This window comes from Kitasatospora sp. NBC_01246, from assembly GCF_036226505.1.
Taxonomy (GTDB): domain Bacteria; phylum Actinomycetota; class Actinomycetes; order Streptomycetales; family Streptomycetaceae; genus Kitasatospora.
Genome location: NZ_CP108484.1, coordinates 8,340,760 through 8,356,675, shown reverse-complemented (window position 1 = coordinate 8,356,675; position 15,916 = coordinate 8,340,760). Strand labels below are relative to the sequence as shown.

Here is a 15,916-nt window from a genome sequence, read left to right as displayed (position 1 = left end):
CACGTCCCCGGCCGACGACCTGAGTTCAGCCTCAGCGCAGACGCCCCAAAGCGTCGTCGTCGTGCTCGGCGCATCCAGCACAGCGGCAGCGCCGCCCCCGCCGATTGACGGGTGAGGACCGTCGCTTGCCCAGTGATTCGTCTCCCGACAGACGTTCCCCAGGCGATCTCAGCGCGGTGTCCTACGTCCTTCCGCAGAGCACGACCCGGCCGGCGCGGCGATCCGGGCGACGGTACCTGCGGGCCGGCGCCGCGAAACCGAGGCGACGGCGCGGCAGCCCGTGTGACAGTCTGAACGGATGGCTGACGAGGACTGGGTGAGGATCTTCACCGTCGAGAACGCGACCGGCATGCCGCAGCCCGGGCTGGCCCTCGCGGTGTGACTGCGCGACCACGGCATCGACTGGTCGCCGGTCGACGAGCAGGACATCCGCCGCGACCTGACCTGCGGGCCCGACCGCGAGTCGGGCCGATGGCGGGGCTTCGTGACCGTGTCGGTCCGAGCCGGTGCGCTACGCCCGCTGGGTCTGCACCCGGACCAGCCGACCGCCCGCGCCGCCCTGCCGCTCGCCCCCGACTGGTGGGGCTCCTGGACGCGCAGCCGGAGACCGGCCGTCCGGCGCTCGGAGGTCGCCGCCGCCCGGCGCCTGTGGGCCGCACCCCACCGGCCGGAACGGTTGGCCGAGCTGATCCCGGACGCGCTCAGGGCGTCCCCGCCCCCGGCCGCCGCGCAGGCTCTCGCGGACCTGCGTTCCGTCGTTGAAGGCGACCGGAGCGGCACACCCACCGGTTGACGGGCCGACGGGCCCGAGCACCGCTCGGGAGTCCCCGACCACATCGACGGACCGGAGCACAGCGGCGCGGGAGGTCACGACCACCCTGCCCGCGCGGTGGTGGCGGCGCCGGACGGTGATCCGATCCAGGATCACCCGGGGGAGCCGAGAGTGCGCCCGCCAAGGGCGAGCCCGCCCCGGAGCACTGTCTCCCACCACGCCGGCGGTCGCGTGACCGGCATCGGTCAGCCCTGAGAGCGCCGCCGCATCCTCGCACCGAACTCGGGCAGACCGGCCCGTCCCACCCGCGGAGGAAGGGGATCGTGCAGCCTTGCCGCCTACCGCCGGTACGCCCGCTCCTCGGCCGAGGTGCCCTCGACGACGTCATGACGGTCAGGAAACACGGCATGCCCCCATCGGTTGGTGGTGCCTGCTCCCACCGACGAAGCGCTCGCCGTTCATGGCCGGCTCGATGCGGCCCGCATCCCGCAGGTCGACAGCATGCCGCCAGATCCCCGCAGCGTCGCCGGGCATGGTGGCGAACGTCGCGGCGACCAGCTGTCCGGCCGACGCCGCCCGGCGGCCCGACTCCGTACCCAGGAACCCGCTGCCGCCGGCCTGCGGAGCGCGATGTGACAGGACGGTCGTACCTCCCGGCGGCATCCGGGTCGGTGTAGCTTCGGTTCCCGGAGCGCCCCTTCGGGCGGTGGGAGGCATCGCGTTCGGCTCGGGGACCGACCGGTCCACCGACGAGCCGACCTCCGCGGGCGCGCGTGGGAGAGGGGAAGACGTGAGTCACATGATCGACCCGACCGTTCCGCGGGCGCGGCGGATCACTCGCCCCGATGCGATCCTGCGGGGGGAGGAAATCGGTGCCGGACCGACCTGTCTCCTGTTGCATGCCGGTGGCGAACGCCGTCAGGTGTGGGCACCGGTCAGCGAGTTGCTCGTCGAAGCCGGGTTCCGCTGCGTGGCCTTCGACCAGCGGGGCCACGGCGACAGCGACGGCCGTGCTCGGACGCTGTCCGCGTGCGCGGCGGACGTCGCCGCGATGCTGTTCGCCGAGCCGCCGGGGTGCGTGGTCGTCGGTGCCTCACTGGGCGGGCTCGCCGCCGTCGCCGCCCTCGGCGATCCGGCGGCGCGGGCAAGGGTGGCAGGGCTGGTACTGGTCGACGTCGTCCCCTGCCTCGAACCTGCCCGAGTCCGCCGCTTCCTCGCCGCCGGCGGCCTGGCCGGCACCCACACCGAGCTCGTCGAGGACATCCTCGCCCAGGTCCCCCGGCTACGGCAGATCACCGGCGCACTCGACCTTCCCCTCCTGCTCGTCCACGGCGACACCGGTTCATCCGTCACCGCCGAGGACATCGACCAGTTGCTGCGCCTGGCCCCGCACACCACCGTCCGTTCCGTCCACGGCGCCGGACACCTCATCGCCCGGGAGCGACCCGTGGCGTTGGCCCGAGACGTCATCGCCGTCACCGGCGCCTGGGGCAGCCCGCTGTGATGACGAGGAGATCGAGGAGGCGTGGCGCCGCCGTGGGCCCCTGCCGGAGTTCAGCAGGGGCCCACGGTCTGGACCGCCGTGGAGGGCCGGCCTCGGTCCGAGCGGCACACCGGCCGACCTCAGCGACCGCCTGTCACCGGCCCGGTGCCGACCTCACTTCCTCAGGTGACGGGCGAAGAACTGGGCCGCGACGTCTCCCGCGAACCGCGGGACGCCGGTGTGTCCGCCCATGTTGGCGTGCAGGGACTTCTCCTGGGAGCCGAAGGCGTCGAAGAGGTCCAGAGCAGCCTGCCGGTCGTTCCCTTCGTCGTCCCACTGCAGCAGGACGTGCAGCGGGATGGTGACCTGCCGGGCCTCCTCGAACATGGCGCGAGGCACGAGACTCCCGGCGAAGAGCCCGGCGGCCACGATGCGCGGCTCGACCACAGCGAGCCGGATGCCGATCGAGATCACACCCCCCGAGTACCCGACCGGGCCGCCGATCCCGGGCAGCGCGAGGAGGGCGTCCAGGGCGGCCTGCCACTCCGGGACCGCCTTTTCGACCAGCGGGAGGACGAGGGCGTCGACGATCTCGTCGCTGACCGGCTCGCCCGCCTCCATCGCCCGGCGCAGGTCTGCGCGGGCCTGATCGACGGCGGCCCAACGGGGCCGGTCACCGCTTCCGGGGAGTTCGATCGTGGCCGTGGCGAAGCCCTCTGCGGCGGAGTGCCGGGCCCGGTCCACCAGCCGGGGGTACATCTTCCGCAGTCCGAGGGGCGGGTGGCCCAGCAGGATCAGCGGCAGCGGTGAGGATACGGCTGCGGGCGTCCACAGGATGCCCGGAATCTCACCGAGGGTGAATTCGCGTTCGAGGACGCCTTCGTCGAGGCGCCGCTCGGAGGTGAAGCGCATGGTCGTGCCTTTCGGGAGTGCACTGAACGGCGCTCCCGGACGACCTGCCTATCGCCCGACCGTGACCCCGGAGGGGAGCACCCATGTCGATACTGCGTCCACGGGTACCACCTCCTCGATCTCTCGCACGGTCACCGGGAATGTAGCAGCGCACCCCTCGTCCACCAAACGGGTTTTCCCACGGCCCCCGCGAACAGCTTCTCCGGGCCGAGCAGCGGCCTCGTTCACGCCGGGCCCCGACGTGGGAGGGTTGGCGTTCCCCATGGTGGGCAGGCGTAGACCGCACTCCGGCCGCCCGAAACAGCCGGGCATCTGCCGGAACCGTTATTCTCCTATCACTGCTGGCGGGGGTGACCTGGGAAGGGGGCGGGGTGAGAGCGGCGCGGGCTTTGGCGACCCTGGACGAGGTCGGTCTCGGTGACCACGTCTGCTGGCGGATGGGCCCCGCTGCCACGTTCGCCGATGCGCGGGCCTTTCTGGCGGACGGAGCCCTGTACGGGGACAAGGTCGTGGTCATCGGTTCCCTCGGCACCGCCGAGATCGAACGCGACGGACATCCCTCCACCTCGGTGGTCCTCGATCTGCCGGACGCACTGGACATGGACATGATGCTTGCTGCGGTGCGCAGGGAAGTCCACACCGCGACCCGGGAGGGCTTCCGGTCCGTACGGGTCCTCACCGAGCGGATGCCCCCGACGGCAGCCTCCGAGGCCGAGGAGCTGCTGGCCGGGGAGCTCAAACTCGACGAGTTCGCTTCGGAGAGCGGCGCCATGGTGGTGTGCGCGTTCCGGCCGTCGCGGTGGGACCGGACTACCCTGGACGGTGTGGCGTGCATGCATCCTCACGAGGTGGGCACACGTGCTGCGCGTCCGTCCTTTCGGATGTTCAGCACGGGCGCCAACAGGTGGAGCGTGGACGGAGTGGTCGACTTTGAGGGCGCGGCCGCGTTCAACGCCGTCGTCCGCGCCGCGGTCAGGAAGTCGTCGATGGTGAAGCTGGGGTTCCACGATCTTGAGCTCATCGACGCTGCCGGCATGCAGGCTCTGGTCGACGCGGCCCGCCACCTGCCGGGCCACCGGGTCGTCGTGGAGGGCGCCAACGAGACCGTGCTCCTCTGCTGGGAGCTGGCGGGTTACGCGGCCGCCGACCTGCCGGTGGTGATGGCGACATGACCGCGACCGTACCCCCGACGTCCGACCGGGGCGAGAGCCCGTTCCGCCACGAGCTGTACCCCTATCGCGGGGACGCGCAGTTCCTGTCCGGGACCCTGGGATTCATCCACGAGGCCCTGGAGGCCGACGAGGCGGTGGTCGTCGCGGTCCCCTCGGACAAGACCTCGCTGCTGCGCGGCGAACTCGTCGACGAGCCCGCCGTCACCTTCGTCGACACGACGACGGCCGGGCCCAATCCCGGTCGGCACATCGCGGCCTGGTCGGCCTGGATGACCGAGCGGGGTGAAGGCGGCAGGCCGGTACGGGCCATCGGTGAGACCGCCTGGCGCCATGCGCGCAGTACAGCGCACCTCTCGGAGCTGCGGTACCACGAGTGGCTGCTGAACCGGGCCTTCGCGCGCAGCGCCACCTGGTCGATGCTGTGCCCCTACGACGCCGCCGACGACGACGAGGACGCCCTGCGATCGCTGTCGCGCTGCCATCCGCTGATCCGCCGGGCCGACCGGGATGCGGCCAACGAGGAGTATCTGAGCGCCGAGGAGTACCCCTTCGAGGAGCTGGCCGGCCCGTGCGATCCCTTCCAGGAACTGAGCTACACAGAGGGTGATATGGCCGCGATCCGCGCGAAGGTGACGCAGTGCGCGACCGACGCGGGTGTCCTGCGGGACCGGTTGCCGAAACTGGCCGTCGCCGTCACGGAGATCGCGACGAACAGCATCCGCCACGGGGGCGGCCACGGCACCCTGCGCACCTGGGCCCAGGACGCGACGTTCCTCTGCGAGTTCCGTGACTCCGGCTACATCTCCGACGTGATGGCCGGCCGCAGCCGCCCCACCGCGGATCAGATCGGCGGCCGCGGCCTGTGGCTCGCCCACCAGCTCTGCGACCTCGTCGAGATCCGCTCCAGCCGCGCCGGGGGAACCACCATCCGCCTGCACATGGACGCGCCCCGGCAGCAGTAGTGGACCGCCGGAGTCCTGCGGGCGGCGTGAGGGGCGCCGCTTCGCCGACGCCACCGCCCGGCAAGCGCTGACCGGGCCCTTCCGCCGCTGTCCGGAATGGTTCTCGCCGGAATTCAAAGGACGGCGGACAGCCCGGCGGACGCACCGGTCCGGCGCCGTCAGGGGCTGTCGCCCTGCCAGTCCCAGCGGCGCCGGTCCGAGGGTCGCTGTCGGTAGTGGGCGCGGCCGCCGGCACCGAACGCGCCGAGCTCGGTGGCCAGCGCCGCGCCGTGGTCGAGCCGCTCGGCGTCCCAGCCGGTGACGTCCAGGAGCAGGCCGTCGAGCGGGCCGCCGACCAGTTCCCGGTACTCGTGCCCGGGGCGCGGCCCGGGGTCCGGGTCGTCGTGGTCGGCCCCGTACACGCGGCCGCGCAGCAGTGCCTCGTCGTCCATGCCGCCAGCATCCCAGCCGGCACCGACACCGGGCCGGACGGTGGCCCCACGAACCGTCAGGCGCGACGAGACGGTCACCCGTCCACGGCAACGGTCACCCGTCCACGGCAACGGTCACCGCAGCGCGGCGACGGGGTAGGGCAGGTGACGCGGGGCCGGGCGCTATTGCGCGCCGCGCGGCGGCAGCCGTTCGGTGATCCGGTCGAACAGGTCCGTCAGCGGCTCGCTGACGTCCCGGCCGAACTCGGTGAGCCCGTAGGTGACCTGAGGCGGCGTCGTCGGCTCCACCTCCCGCCAGACCAGGCCGTCCTGGACCAGGGCGCGCAGGGTCTGGGCGAGCATCTTCTCGCTGATGCCCTGGATGCTGTCGCGCAGCTCGTAGAACCGAAGGTCATTGCTCCGCAGGGAGATCAGCACCCAGACGCCCCACCGGCTGGTCACGTGGTCGACCACGTCTCGCGCGGGGCAGTCGGTGTGAAACACCTCATACCGACGGCCCGCCCCGGCTTGCCTCAGCTGCGCACCTTCCCTCATGTCCGGAGCTTACCTCCGGGTACGTCCTTACGAGAAGTAAGCCCCTCTCCTAACGTCAGTTGCCGCAGTACACAACGAACCAGGAGCTGAACATGATCGTGGTGACCGGGGCTACCGGGAACGTGGGCCGTCCTCTGACGCAGGCGCTGGCCGAGGTGGGCGAGCAGGTGACGGCGGTGTCGCGGCGTGCGGCGGCGGTGCCGGACGGTGTCCGGCACGTGGTGGCCGACCTGGCCGAGCCGACGAGCCTCGTACCCGTGCTGGACGGGGCGAAGGCGCTCTTCCTCCTGCTGTCCGGCGACCTGCACGCCGCCGGGGCCAGGCCGGCCGACCTCATCGGCCTGGCCGCGGCCGCCGGGGTCCGCCGGGTCGTCCTGCTCTCCTCGCAGGGCGTGGCGACCAGGCCGCTCGATCCGTCACGGGTGGCGATGCGCGCGGTGGAGGACGCCTTGCGGGAGTCCGGCCTGGACTGGGCCGTCCTGCGTCCGGGCGGCTTCGCCTCGAACGCCCTGGCCTGGGCGCAGTCCGTCCGCACGGAGGGGACGGTCGCCGCGCCCTTCGGCGATGTGGGGGTGCCGGTCGTCGACCCGGTGGACATCGCCGGGGTCGCGGCGGCCTGCCTGCTGGACGACCGGCACACCGGCCGGGTGTACGAGCTGACCGGACCGGAGGTGATCACGCCCCGACGGCAGGCGGAGGCGCTCGCCGCCGTGCTCGGCTCCCCCCTGCGGTTCCACGAACTCACCCGCGAGGAGGCCAGGGCCACGATGACCCGGTTCGTGCCGGTGGAACTCGCCGACGACACCCTGGACATCATCTCCGCCCCGAACCCGGCCGAACTGCGGATCAGCCCGGACGTGGAACGAGTCCTCGGCCGCGCCCCGCACCCCTTCACCGAGTGGGTCACCCGCAACATCGCCGCGTTCCGCTGAGGCACGACCCACCCGCACCACCCGGGCGCCTCGCGCGGCAGCGACCGCACGAGGCGCTCGCCTCCGCCGGCCACTTCCGCAGGTCACCGCCACAGCGCCACCGCCGACGGCTCACCTGAGGAAGCCGCACACCGGCCACCCGGACCCCGCTCCGACGACGGAGAGACCGGGACGAGCCGGACGGCCGGGTCCGACGACGGCGATCACGCCGGGCCGCACAGCCCTCGGCCGCCCACTACCGGACGTTCACCCGCCCGGAGAAGCGACGACGTCTCCCGCCGCACGGTCGCCCGACACCGGGTGGCGCGGACCAGCACGGTGACCAGTGCCGCGAGGTCCGGGGCGCCGGCCGGATCGTCCGCGTAGCGGGTGGTCGGCAGGCGCCCACGTCCCACGCGCCCACGACGACCGCAGCGCGCACCGACGGGGCGGGCCGTCCGCACGGCCGGCCCGCCCCGACCGGCGTCGCCGCGTACGGTCGCGCCGGAGTCAGCGGGCGACCTTCTCGGCCAGGTACGCCTCCCAGGTCCGCCTGCCCGCCGGTCGGTCGGGCGCGGTCAGGGCGCCGGAGCGGAAGGCGGCGCCGATCCTCCCCGGGATGAAGACCGGCAGGACGGGACGGCGCTTGCCCGCCGCTCGCAGCCAGTCCCTGGCCAGGCGGTCGGCCGGGTACACGGTGGGGCCGGCCAGGTCCGGCACCCGTCCCCAGCCCTCGGCCGGGGGCGCACCGGTGGCCGGATCACCCAGGGCCAGCTCGACCAGGCGGTCCGCCACCTCGCCCTGGTCGACGGGCTGGCAGCGGGTGCCGGACGGCACGACGACCACCGGCAGCCTGGACAGGAACCGGAAGGCCGTGTTCAGCAGCTCGGGGAACTGACTGGCGCGCAGATTGGTCCAGCCGATCCCGGAGGCCGCGAGCAACCGCTCGCCCTCCCGCTTGATCCGGTAGTAGGGGTACGGGATCCGGTCGACACCGATGATCGAGATGTTGACGATGTGCTCGACTCCGGCGCGCGCCGCGGCCTCCAGCAGGTGCTCGAAGGCCGGAATGTCGTTCTTGAAGTGCCGGATGTCGGTCGCGCAGTGGATGACCGTGCGGACCCCGGCGAACGCCTCGTCCAGCCCGGCGCCGGTGGCCAGGTCACCGGTGAACCAGGCCACCCCCGGGTCGTCCGGGAGCACTGACCTGCGGGTGAGGGCCCGCACCGGCAGCCCGGTGCGGCGCGCCCGGTCCAGTACCTCCCGGCCGAGCACGCCCGTTGCGCCGGTCACCATGATCGCGTCGTTCTTCATCAGCCACAGCCCTTCTCGTTCTGCCGTCACCGATGAGGAACCGACGACTCACGTGTTCTGTGACAACCCGGAGCACTGATGCGCCAGGAAGGCCAGTTTGTCCGGGTTCCTGATGAGCCGCACGCCGGTGATTCCGGCACCACCGAGCTCCAGCGCACCGCAGGACGTCAGTGCGCCACCCTCCCAGCCCAACACCATCGCGGTGCCGTTCGCCTCGACGACCTCGATCCGCACCCCGTTCGCCCGCCGGGCGAACAGACCCGCCAGGAACCGGGCCACGTTCTCCCGGCCGACGACCGGCCGACGCGCCGCGCCCACCTTGCCGCCGCCGTCCGACCAGGCGACCACCTGTCCGGCGAGCAGTTCCTCCAGCTGCGCCAGCTCGCCGTGCGCCGCGGCCTCCAGGAACCGCAGCACCAACTCGCGGCTCTCCCCCTGGGAGGAGACGAACCTCGGCCGCTCGTCGCCCAGATGCTGCTTGGCCCTGCGGTACAGCTGCCGTGCGTTCGCCTCCGAGCAGTCGAGCACGTCTGCGACGTCCCGGTGGCTGTAGTCGAAGGCGTCGCGGAGCACCATCGCCGCCCGCTCGGGCGGGGTCAACCGCTCCATCATCACCAGGACGGCCAGCGACACCGCGTCCCGCTGCTCCGCCGTCTCCATCGGCCCGAGCGCCCCGCCGTCGGTCCGGACCGGCTCCGGCAGCCACGGTCCGACGTACTCCTCGCGTCGGGCCCGCGCCGACGTCAGCCGGTTCAGGCACAGGTTGGTGGTCACCTTGGCCAGCCACGGCCCCGGCGCGGCGATCCGCTCCCGCTCGGCCCCGTGCCACCTCAGGTAGGCGTCCTGCACGGCGTCCTCGGCCTCCGCCGCCGATCCGAGCATCCGGTACGCCAACGAGAACAAGCGAGGCCGGTGCGCCTCGAACTCCTGAGCCTTCTCCATGGGAGCACACGCTAAATGATCACTCTCGGGAACCGGTACCTCGGCGGCGGATCGCCCGCGCGCCGGGAGCGGCGGAGAAGCGCGTGCCGGGCGACCGGACCGGGCGGATCACCCGACCCGGTCGGGACGCGGCCGGAGCTGGGCGCTGAGAACAGCCCCACCGGAGAGATCGGCGGGGTCGACACCCGCGCCGAGCCCCTCGGCGAGACGGTAGAAGAGGCCGCGCATGCCCAGCGGTCCGGTCTCCCCGGTGTCCGGGCAGGCGCCCAGCGCCCGCAGTTCGGCGTCGAAGCGGTGGGGGTCCCGGCCGGTGCGGTGCCGGGGCTCGATGCCGAGGAGGGTGTGCAGACCGGTGACCAGCTGCCCGTCCTCGGCGTAGCGGAAGTCCACCAGGGGCTTCTCGTTGGCGTGCAGGGACAGCGCCGCCGTCCCCGTCGAGAGCTCACCGAGCAGTTCCTCGTCCTCGACGCACAGCCAACTGCCGTGCTCCCAGACCCACGCCCACGCCCCGTACCGGCCGGCGGTCACCACATAGGCGTCGTCCTCGTAGAGGAGGTCGTCGAACTCGTCCCTGAACTCCTCCTGGGTGCGCTCGGCCAGCGTGTCGGGGTCCGCGCCCATCCGCTCCAGGAGCCCGCGCGCAGTGAGATCACGGGCGAAGGTGACGCTCAGCAGCGGCAGGTCCGTCCCGTACATCCAGCTCAGGCCACTCATCCGTAGTCCCTCCGTGCAGCGGTCGGCTCTCCCCGCGAGGCTAGACGGCGGGTACGACAGTCCGGCCCCTGCCGGGTCGGGGCACGGGCCGCACGCCGTGTCGTCCGGGTACCGCCCGGCCCCCTTCGTTCCCACTCTCGTCGGCCCTCCCACGGACAACGGACAACGGACAGCGGCACCCACGTCTTCCAGGGCGACCAGGACGTGCTCAACCCGACCGACCGGGCCCGGTGCTTCCTCGACGACGTGCAGGCGCCGGTCAAGGAGTTCGCCCTGATCAGGGACGCCGGCCACTTCGCGTCCTTCCGCCACCCCGACCAGTTCCTGCACCTGATGCTCACCAAGGTCCGGCCGGTCGTCGCCACCGCCGGGCTCCACGCCGCGGGCCGGTGAGGTTGCCGGGGAGACGGGTCTTCCGCGCGCACTCGGGTGCGGGCCCGCGACAGCTTCTATGATCTTCGGCATGGCAACCCGACTTGTGCAGATCAACATGAAGGCCCGCGACGACTCCGCGCTCGGCCGGTTCTGGGCGGAGGCGCTCGGTTGGGGCCTCGACAGCGAGGGGCCTGGCGTGACCAACCTCGAACCCGTCGGCTTCAGCTACCCCGATCCCACGGCCGTCTGCATCGATCTCATTGCCCGGCCGGAACCCAAAACGGTCAAGAATCGGGTGCACCTCGACCTGGCCACCACCTCGACGGCCCATCAGACGGAGCTGGTCGCACGGCTGCGGGGCCTCGGCGCGACGCTCGCCGACGTCGGTCAGGGCGACGTCCCCTGGACCGTCATGGCCGACCCGGAGGGCAACGAGTTCTGCGTCCTGGAGCCCCGCCCGGTCTACCGGGACACCGGGCCGATCGCCGCGGTGGTGGTCGACTGCGCCGACCCACGGGCGATGGCCCGGTTCTGGGGCGAGGCGATGGACTGGACGCTGCACGAGGTCACCGACGACTACGCGACCATGCGCTCCGCCGCAGGCGTCGGCCCCTACCTGGAGTTCATCCGCACCCCCGACACCAAGAGCGGGTGGAACCGCGTCCACCTCGACCTCCGCCCCTACCGCGGTGACGACCACGCGGCGGAGGCGGACCGGCTGCGCGCCCTGGGCGCCACCGACCCCGGTGTCGACCAGTCCGAGATCCACTGGACGATCCTGGTCGACCCGGAAGGCAACGAGTTCTGTCTCCTCAGCCCCGGCTGACTCCGGCCGAGGCCCGACCGGCTCCGACCGGCCCGGAGAGCGCGGGCGTCCGCCGCACCCGGGTGGCGGACGCCGGTAGGACCGGGGACCGGCCGGCGCCGGGCCGGCGCGACCTCGCCCGCGCGAGGGGCGGGCGCCGCTCCACCCGATCGCCGAGGCCCTGCTGCACGGGGCGGCGGCGGGGCAGGCTAGGTTACCCGGGTGAGTCTCCTCGATGATGTGGCCGAGCACGACAGCTGGCGATGCTGGGTGTGCGACGAACCGGTCGACCCCGACAAGTCGGTGAACGACCCGCGCGGGCCCAGCGTTGACAGCCGGACCGCCGACCGGAAGGCCAAGGTCGCCGAGCGGCTCGCGCACCGCGGGTGCAACTCCCGCAAGGGCGCGGTCAAGGTGGTCATCGCCTGGCCGGACCGCCTGTACGTGGTCGAGCCCGCGCCGCTGATCGCCGTGGCCGCGAGGCTGGAGCGCAAGGGCGGCCGCGAGATGGTGGGCCGCTGCCCGACCAGGCAGGACGCCCAGGAAGCCGCGGACTGGCTGGTGGACCGGTTCTCCCGGCTGGTACCGGACCTGCCGGTGACCGCCCACATCGAGCCGGGCGGCGGCCAGTTCCTCGTCACCCTGGCCACCGGCCGCCGCTGACCGGGGATCACCGGCACGAGCGTCACAGGCCGAACCAGCACCCGGGCGGGACCCGCCCGGACGGTCCGGCGACTCAGGCCGTCCGGGCCGCCTTGAGCACCTGGGCCGACGTGCCCACGGCGCCCTGCGAGTAGCCGGCGATCAACAGGCGCAGCGCCCGCTCGGTCGCCCCGTCCGCCGGGGTGAGCACCATCAGCCGCTGGTCGGAGCCGTCCGTGGCGGCGAGCTGGTCGTAGCAGAGGGCCAGCTCCCCGCCCACCGGGTGTCGCATCCGCTTGCTGCCGTGGGACCGCTCGCGCACCGTCCTGTCCTCCCACCAGAGGGCGAACTCCGGGCTGCCGTCCAGGAGTTGCGCCACGACCGCGTGCAGCCGCGGGTCGCCTCGATGCCGTGCGGAGGCCGAGCGCAGCGCACCGACCGTCTCCCGCGCGAACTGCTCCCAGGACGGCTGGGTCCGGCGGTTCTCCGGGTCCAGGAAGGTCAGGCACGCCGTGTTGGCGGCCGTACCGGTGCCGAACCCGTCGCCGAACAGCGCGCGGGCCGCGCTGTTCCACGCCAGGACGTCGAGGCGGTGGTCGATGACGTAGGCGGGCAGCAGCGGCATGCCGTCCAGTACCGCCCGCAGGGACGCCGCCGGCGCGGTGGCGACGTGCCGGCGCGGGGGCACCTCGCCGCGCGCGGTGAGGTGCACGTACTCGCGCTCCGCGGGGGTCAGCCGCAGCGCGTCGGCGATCCCCTCCAGCACCGCCGAGCCGGGGGTCCCGGCGCGGCCCTGCTCCAGCCGGATGTACCAGTCGACGCTCACCGCCGCGAGCTCGGCCACCTCCTGGCGGCGCAGGCCCGGGGTGCGGCGGCGCGCGCCCGCCCGCAGGCCGACGTCGCCCGGCAGGGTCCGCTCGCGCGTCGCCCGCAGGAACGCGCCCAGTTCGGCGCGGGGCCCGTTCTGTCGATCGTTCACAGCGACATCGTCGCCGGTCGGGCGCCGCGCGGTCCACGCCGGAGGGTGGCACGCCGCGTACCAGGATGCGCGCGGCCTCCCCCGGGGCGCCGGGCGCCGGAAGGCTGGTCCCGACCGAACACCACCGTGCGACCCGGAACGGAACCACCCATGAAGCGCTCGACCCGCGTGACCGCCCTCGCCGCCACCACGGCCGCCACCGTCGCCCTCGCCGGCGCCGCCTCGACGGCGGCCCACTCCGCCACCCAATCGGACCGCTTCGGGCACACCGAGGTGCGCGCGGGCGTCCCCCGGCACACGCCCCGGTTCACCGTGACCAGCCCCGACTGGCGGAACGGGACGGTCCCGGCGGCCGGCTACGCGAACGCCTTCGGCTGCTCCGGCGCCAACCAGGCACCGACCGTCCACTGGTCCGGCGCCCCCGCCGGCACCCGCAGCTACGCCGTCTCGCTCTTCGACCCGGACGCGCCGACCGGCAGCGGCTTCTGGCACGCGATGACCTGGGACATCCCGGCCACCGTCACGACCCTCACCGGCGCCACACCGGCCGGCGCGGTCGCGGGGCCCAACGACACCGGCGCCACCGGCTACCTGGGCCCCTGCCCGCCGGCCGGCGACCGCGCGCACCACTACGTGCTCCGGGTGGTGGCGCTGGACGTGCCCGGCCTGGGCCTGGCCGCGACCAGCACCCCCGCCGTGGCCTCCTTCTCGATGGCGATGAGCGGACACATCCTCGCCACCGCGGAGCTGACCGCCACCGCCCGGCGCTGACCTGCCCGCCGCTGACCGTCCCGGCTCCCGGGGCGGCGCCGACCACGACGGTGGCACGGAGCACCGGGAGCCGCTTCTACACCGGGAGCCGCGTCTAGAGGAGGCCCAGGTGGGCCTCGACGCCGGCCCCGTCGCAGCTGGCGTCCCACAGGTGCCCGGCGACGGCCGGATCGGTCATGTGGGCCCGCGCGGGCTCCAGCCGCGGCGCGCCGCGCAGGCCGAAGGCCCTGGGCCCCCACAGCTGCCCTCCCCGCACCCGCGGGTCCAGGACCGCCCGGACGATCGGCCACGCCCCGGCGTCCTTGCCCTGGAGCAGCAGCCCGGCGGGCAGCGCGCGCAGCCGGGTGCCCCGGGACGCCGCGTGCACCCCCGGGCGGGGCGGGGTCAGGGAGTCCAGGGCGCCGCCGGGGTGGGCCACCACGCTGAGCAGGGTGCTGCCCCGGGCGCGCAGGCGGCGGTCCAGCTCGAAGGCGAAGGACATCTGCGCCAGCTTCGACCGGCCGTAGGTACGACTGGGGCGGTAGTCCCGAAGCGACTGGAGGTCGTCCGGGTCCAGCCGTTCGGAGCGCGCCGCGAAGCTCCCCACCGTGACGATCCGGGCGGCCGGCGCCGCGGACAGCAGGGGCGCCAGTGCCCGGGTCAGCGCGACGTGGCCGAGGTGGTTGACCCCGAACATCAGCTCGTGACCGTCCTCCGTCGTCCGCCGCGGCGGGTCGTCGAGCGCGACGCCCGCGTTGTGGACCACCGCGTCGAGGCGGTCGAGCCCGAGGCCGTCCGCCACGCCGCGCACGGATGCCAGGTCGGCGAGGTCCAGCGGAAGGTGGCGCAGCCGGGCGGCGGGAACACGCGACCGGATCGCCGCCATGGCGGCACCCGCCCTCCCCCGGTCCCGGCAGCCGAGCACCACGACGGCCCCGGTCGCGGCGAGCTGCTCCGCGACGAAGTAGCCGATCCCGGCGTTGCCTCCGGTGACCAGGAAGGACTTGCCGGCGGCGGACGGCAACCGGTGGACGTCCCACGGCGGGCTCAGGGGTGCGGGGGTCATGACGAGTGGCTCCTTCGACTGGGGGAGGTGTGCAGGACGGCGGCGCCGACCTGACCCATCACACAGCGGCCGACTCACCGATCACTGATAGATCGCCGTCATCACCGACAGCCCCCCGTCACCTCCCCGAACGCACCGCCGGGCACGGCGCCTCGGCCGGCGGTCGAGCACCGCTCGGAGGCGGCTGATCCCCCGGCCGCCCCCCACTGCGGCCGCGAGGCCGCAAGGCCGCAAGGCCTCGGTCACGGCTCGCTGGGAACGTCCTCGCCGCCGGTGCGGGCGGCGGCGAATCGCCATGCCTCGATGTCGCGGTAGCGGATCGGCCCGGGGCCGCGGCCGATGTTGCTGCCGACGAGGTGGAGGCGTTCGGTCCGCCAGGACCGGCCCACGAACCCGGCGAGTCCGGCCGCGGCCTGCGGCACGCTGGTGGGGTCGTCGCGCCGGGACCGTGCCAGCGTCAGATGGGGGCGCAGGGGGCGATCCGTGAACGCGATCCCGCAGGACCTGATCACGCTCCGGACGTCGGTGGCGAGCAGGTGCAGTCCGTCCAGGTCGCCGTCGATCCCGCTCCACAGCAGGCGCTGGTCGAAGTGGCCGCCGCCCCGCAGGCCCAGGCGCAGAGCCGGGCGCGACGCGGCCTGGCCGGCCAGCGCCGACCGCAGCAGCGGCACCGCCGTGGCAGGCAGTTCGCCGAGGAAGGCGAGGGTGATGTGCCAGTCCTCGATCCGGTTCCACCGCAGCCGCGGGTACCCGGCATAGGCGGGTCGCAGGGCCCGGGCCAGTTCGTCCTTGGCATCGTCGGGCGGGGCTAGCGCCACGAAGACGCGCAGGGTCGAGGGCTCGGGTCGATCGTCCACGAGGGGGCAGGCTAGCCGAGGCCGGTCCGCCCGCGCGCGCCGGGGGCGAGGGTGCGTGGCGGGACGGGCGCGGCTCGGGCGTTCGCGTCACCGGGCTGGTCGTGACCCCGCCGGACGAGACGAAGCCGGTCCACCTCACCTGGCCGGGCACCGGCGCCCTGCCCGTCACGGACGGCGGCGGCTCCCCGGTGAAGGTCGGCCCGATCGGAAGCGCCGGCCAGGGCAACGCACCCACCGGGCGCACCGCCGAAGGCCGTCCGGCCGGCCCGCGTCCGGGGCCGACCGGGGTCACGGC

The 15,916-nt window shown here is 73.7% G+C and carries 18 protein-coding genes and 1 pseudogene; 10 read left to right on the top strand and 9 right to left on the bottom strand.

Annotated features, from left to right (window positions below; all coding sequences use genetic code 11):
• Positions 1-484 precede the first annotated feature (484 nt).
• Both OG618_RS35135 and OG618_RS35130 read left to right on the top strand, forming a co-directional pair.
• A complete protein-coding gene (locus OG618_RS35135; protein ID WP_329491682.1) occupies positions 485-793 on the top strand; it encodes a hypothetical protein in 309 nt (102 codons plus the stop codon).
• A gap of 439 nt (positions 794-1,232) precedes the next feature.
• Positions 1,233-2,276: an alpha/beta fold hydrolase gene (locus OG618_RS35130; protein WP_329491681.1), complete on the top strand. Its 1,044-nt coding sequence runs from the start codon at positions 1,233-1,235 to the stop codon at positions 2,274-2,276.
• 153 nt (positions 2,277-2,429) lie between these two features.
• Here the strand turns inward: OG618_RS35130 and OG618_RS35125 are convergent, their stop codons facing one another.
• Entirely contained in the window at positions 2,430-3,167 is a 738-nt protein-coding gene (locus tag OG618_RS35125) for an alpha/beta hydrolase (protein WP_329491680.1), read from the bottom strand.
• Positions 3,168-3,556: 389 nt separating this feature from the next.
• Here OG618_RS35125 and OG618_RS35120 point away from each other — a divergent pair, with 389 nt between their 5' ends.
• On the top strand, positions 3,557-4,339 hold the full coding sequence (locus OG618_RS35120; RefSeq protein WP_329491679.1) for an MEDS domain-containing protein: 783 nt from the start codon (positions 3,557-3,559) through the stop codon (positions 4,337-4,339).
• Positions 4,336-5,301 (top strand): sensor histidine kinase, encoded by a 966-nt coding sequence (locus tag OG618_RS35115; protein ID WP_329491678.1) that lies wholly within the window; start codon positions 4,336-4,338, stop codon positions 5,299-5,301. Before OG618_RS35120 ends, OG618_RS35115 begins: the two co-directional genes overlap by 4 nt.
• 158 nt (positions 5,302-5,459) lie before the next feature.
• Here the strand turns inward: OG618_RS35115 and OG618_RS35110 are convergent, their stop codons facing one another.
• A complete protein-coding gene (locus OG618_RS35110; protein WP_329491677.1) occupies positions 5,460-5,732 on the bottom strand; it encodes a hypothetical protein in 273 nt (90 codons plus the stop codon).
• Between the two features lie 162 nt (positions 5,733-5,894).
• Positions 5,895-6,266, bottom strand: a complete 372-nt coding sequence (locus OG618_RS35105; protein ID WP_329491676.1) for a winged helix-turn-helix transcriptional regulator — start codon at positions 6,264-6,266, stop codon at positions 5,895-5,897.
• 92 nt (positions 6,267-6,358) lie between these two features.
• On the opposite strand from OG618_RS35105, the gene OG618_RS35100 reads away from it, so the two are divergent.
• The gene (locus tag OG618_RS35100) at positions 6,359-7,198 is read left to right on the top strand and encodes an SDR family oxidoreductase (protein WP_329491675.1); all 840 of its coding nucleotides are present in this window, start codon (positions 6,359-6,361) and stop codon (positions 7,196-7,198) included.
• Between the two features lie 489 nt (positions 7,199-7,687).
• Here the strand turns inward: OG618_RS35100 and OG618_RS35095 are convergent, their stop codons facing one another.
• The 3 genes from OG618_RS35095 to OG618_RS35085 all read right to left on the bottom strand — a co-directional run bounded on the left by OG618_RS35095 (position 7,688) and on the right by OG618_RS35085 (position 10,147).
• Positions 7,688-8,491, bottom strand: a complete 804-nt coding sequence (locus OG618_RS35095; protein WP_329491674.1) for an SDR family oxidoreductase — start codon at positions 8,489-8,491, stop codon at positions 7,688-7,690.
• Positions 8,492-8,539: 48 nt separating this feature from the next.
• A complete protein-coding gene (locus OG618_RS35090) occupies positions 8,540-9,433 on the bottom strand; it encodes an RNA polymerase sigma-70 factor (RefSeq protein WP_329491673.1) in 894 nt (297 codons plus the stop codon).
• Positions 9,434-9,541: 108 nt separating this feature from the next.
• A complete protein-coding gene (locus OG618_RS35085; RefSeq protein ID WP_329491672.1) occupies positions 9,542-10,147 on the bottom strand; it encodes a DUF6461 domain-containing protein in 606 nt (201 codons plus the stop codon).
• Between the two features lie 204 nt (positions 10,148-10,351).
• Here OG618_RS35085 and OG618_RS35080 point away from each other — a divergent pair, with 204 nt between their 5' ends.
• From OG618_RS35080 to OG618_RS35070, 3 genes are all read left to right on the top strand, one after another.
• On the top strand, positions 10,352-10,540 hold the full coding sequence (locus OG618_RS35080) for a hypothetical protein (protein WP_329491671.1): 189 nt from the start codon (positions 10,352-10,354) through the stop codon (positions 10,538-10,540).
• A gap of 70 nt (positions 10,541-10,610) precedes the next feature.
• Positions 10,611-11,348 carry a VOC family protein gene (locus OG618_RS35075; protein WP_329491669.1) on the top strand — a complete coding sequence of 246 codons (738 nt, stop codon included), beginning with the start codon at positions 10,611-10,613 and terminating at the stop codon, positions 11,346-11,348.
• 201 nt (positions 11,349-11,549) lie between these two features.
• Positions 11,550-11,990 (top strand): hypothetical protein, encoded by a 441-nt coding sequence (locus tag OG618_RS35070; RefSeq protein WP_329491668.1) that lies wholly within the window; start codon positions 11,550-11,552, stop codon positions 11,988-11,990.
• A gap of 73 nt (positions 11,991-12,063) precedes the next feature.
• Here OG618_RS35070 and OG618_RS35065 read toward each other — a convergent pair whose 3' ends face one another.
• The gene (locus tag OG618_RS35065) at positions 12,064-12,948 is read right to left on the bottom strand and encodes a helix-turn-helix domain-containing protein (RefSeq protein WP_329491667.1); all 885 of its coding nucleotides are present in this window, start codon (positions 12,946-12,948) and stop codon (positions 12,064-12,066) included.
• Positions 12,949-13,098: 150 nt separating this feature from the next.
• Here OG618_RS35065 and OG618_RS35060 point away from each other — a divergent pair, with 150 nt between their 5' ends.
• Positions 13,099-13,719: a YbhB/YbcL family Raf kinase inhibitor-like protein gene (locus OG618_RS35060; RefSeq protein ID WP_329491666.1), complete on the top strand. Its 621-nt coding sequence runs from the start codon at positions 13,099-13,101 to the stop codon at positions 13,717-13,719.
• A 94-nt stretch (positions 13,720-13,813) separates the two neighbouring features.
• Here the strand turns inward: OG618_RS35060 and OG618_RS35055 are convergent, their stop codons facing one another.
• Together OG618_RS35055 and thpR are read right to left on the bottom strand one after the other, a co-directional pair.
• Positions 13,814-14,764 carry an SDR family NAD(P)-dependent oxidoreductase gene (locus OG618_RS35055; protein WP_329491665.1) on the bottom strand — a complete coding sequence of 317 codons (951 nt, stop codon included), beginning with the start codon at positions 14,762-14,764 and terminating at the stop codon, positions 13,814-13,816.
• Between the two features lie 242 nt (positions 14,765-15,006).
• Complete coding sequence (gene thpR / locus OG618_RS35050) at positions 15,007-15,621, bottom strand: RNA 2',3'-cyclic phosphodiesterase (protein ID WP_329491664.1); 615 nt, start codon at positions 15,619-15,621, stop codon at positions 15,007-15,009.
• Between the two features lie 62 nt (positions 15,622-15,683).
• Between thpR and OG618_RS35045 the strand changes: the two are divergent.
• A pseudogene (locus tag OG618_RS35045) lies at positions 15,684-15,845 on the top strand (DUF4232 domain-containing protein); the annotation flags it as partial.
• Positions 15,846-15,916: the final 71 nt, after the last annotated feature.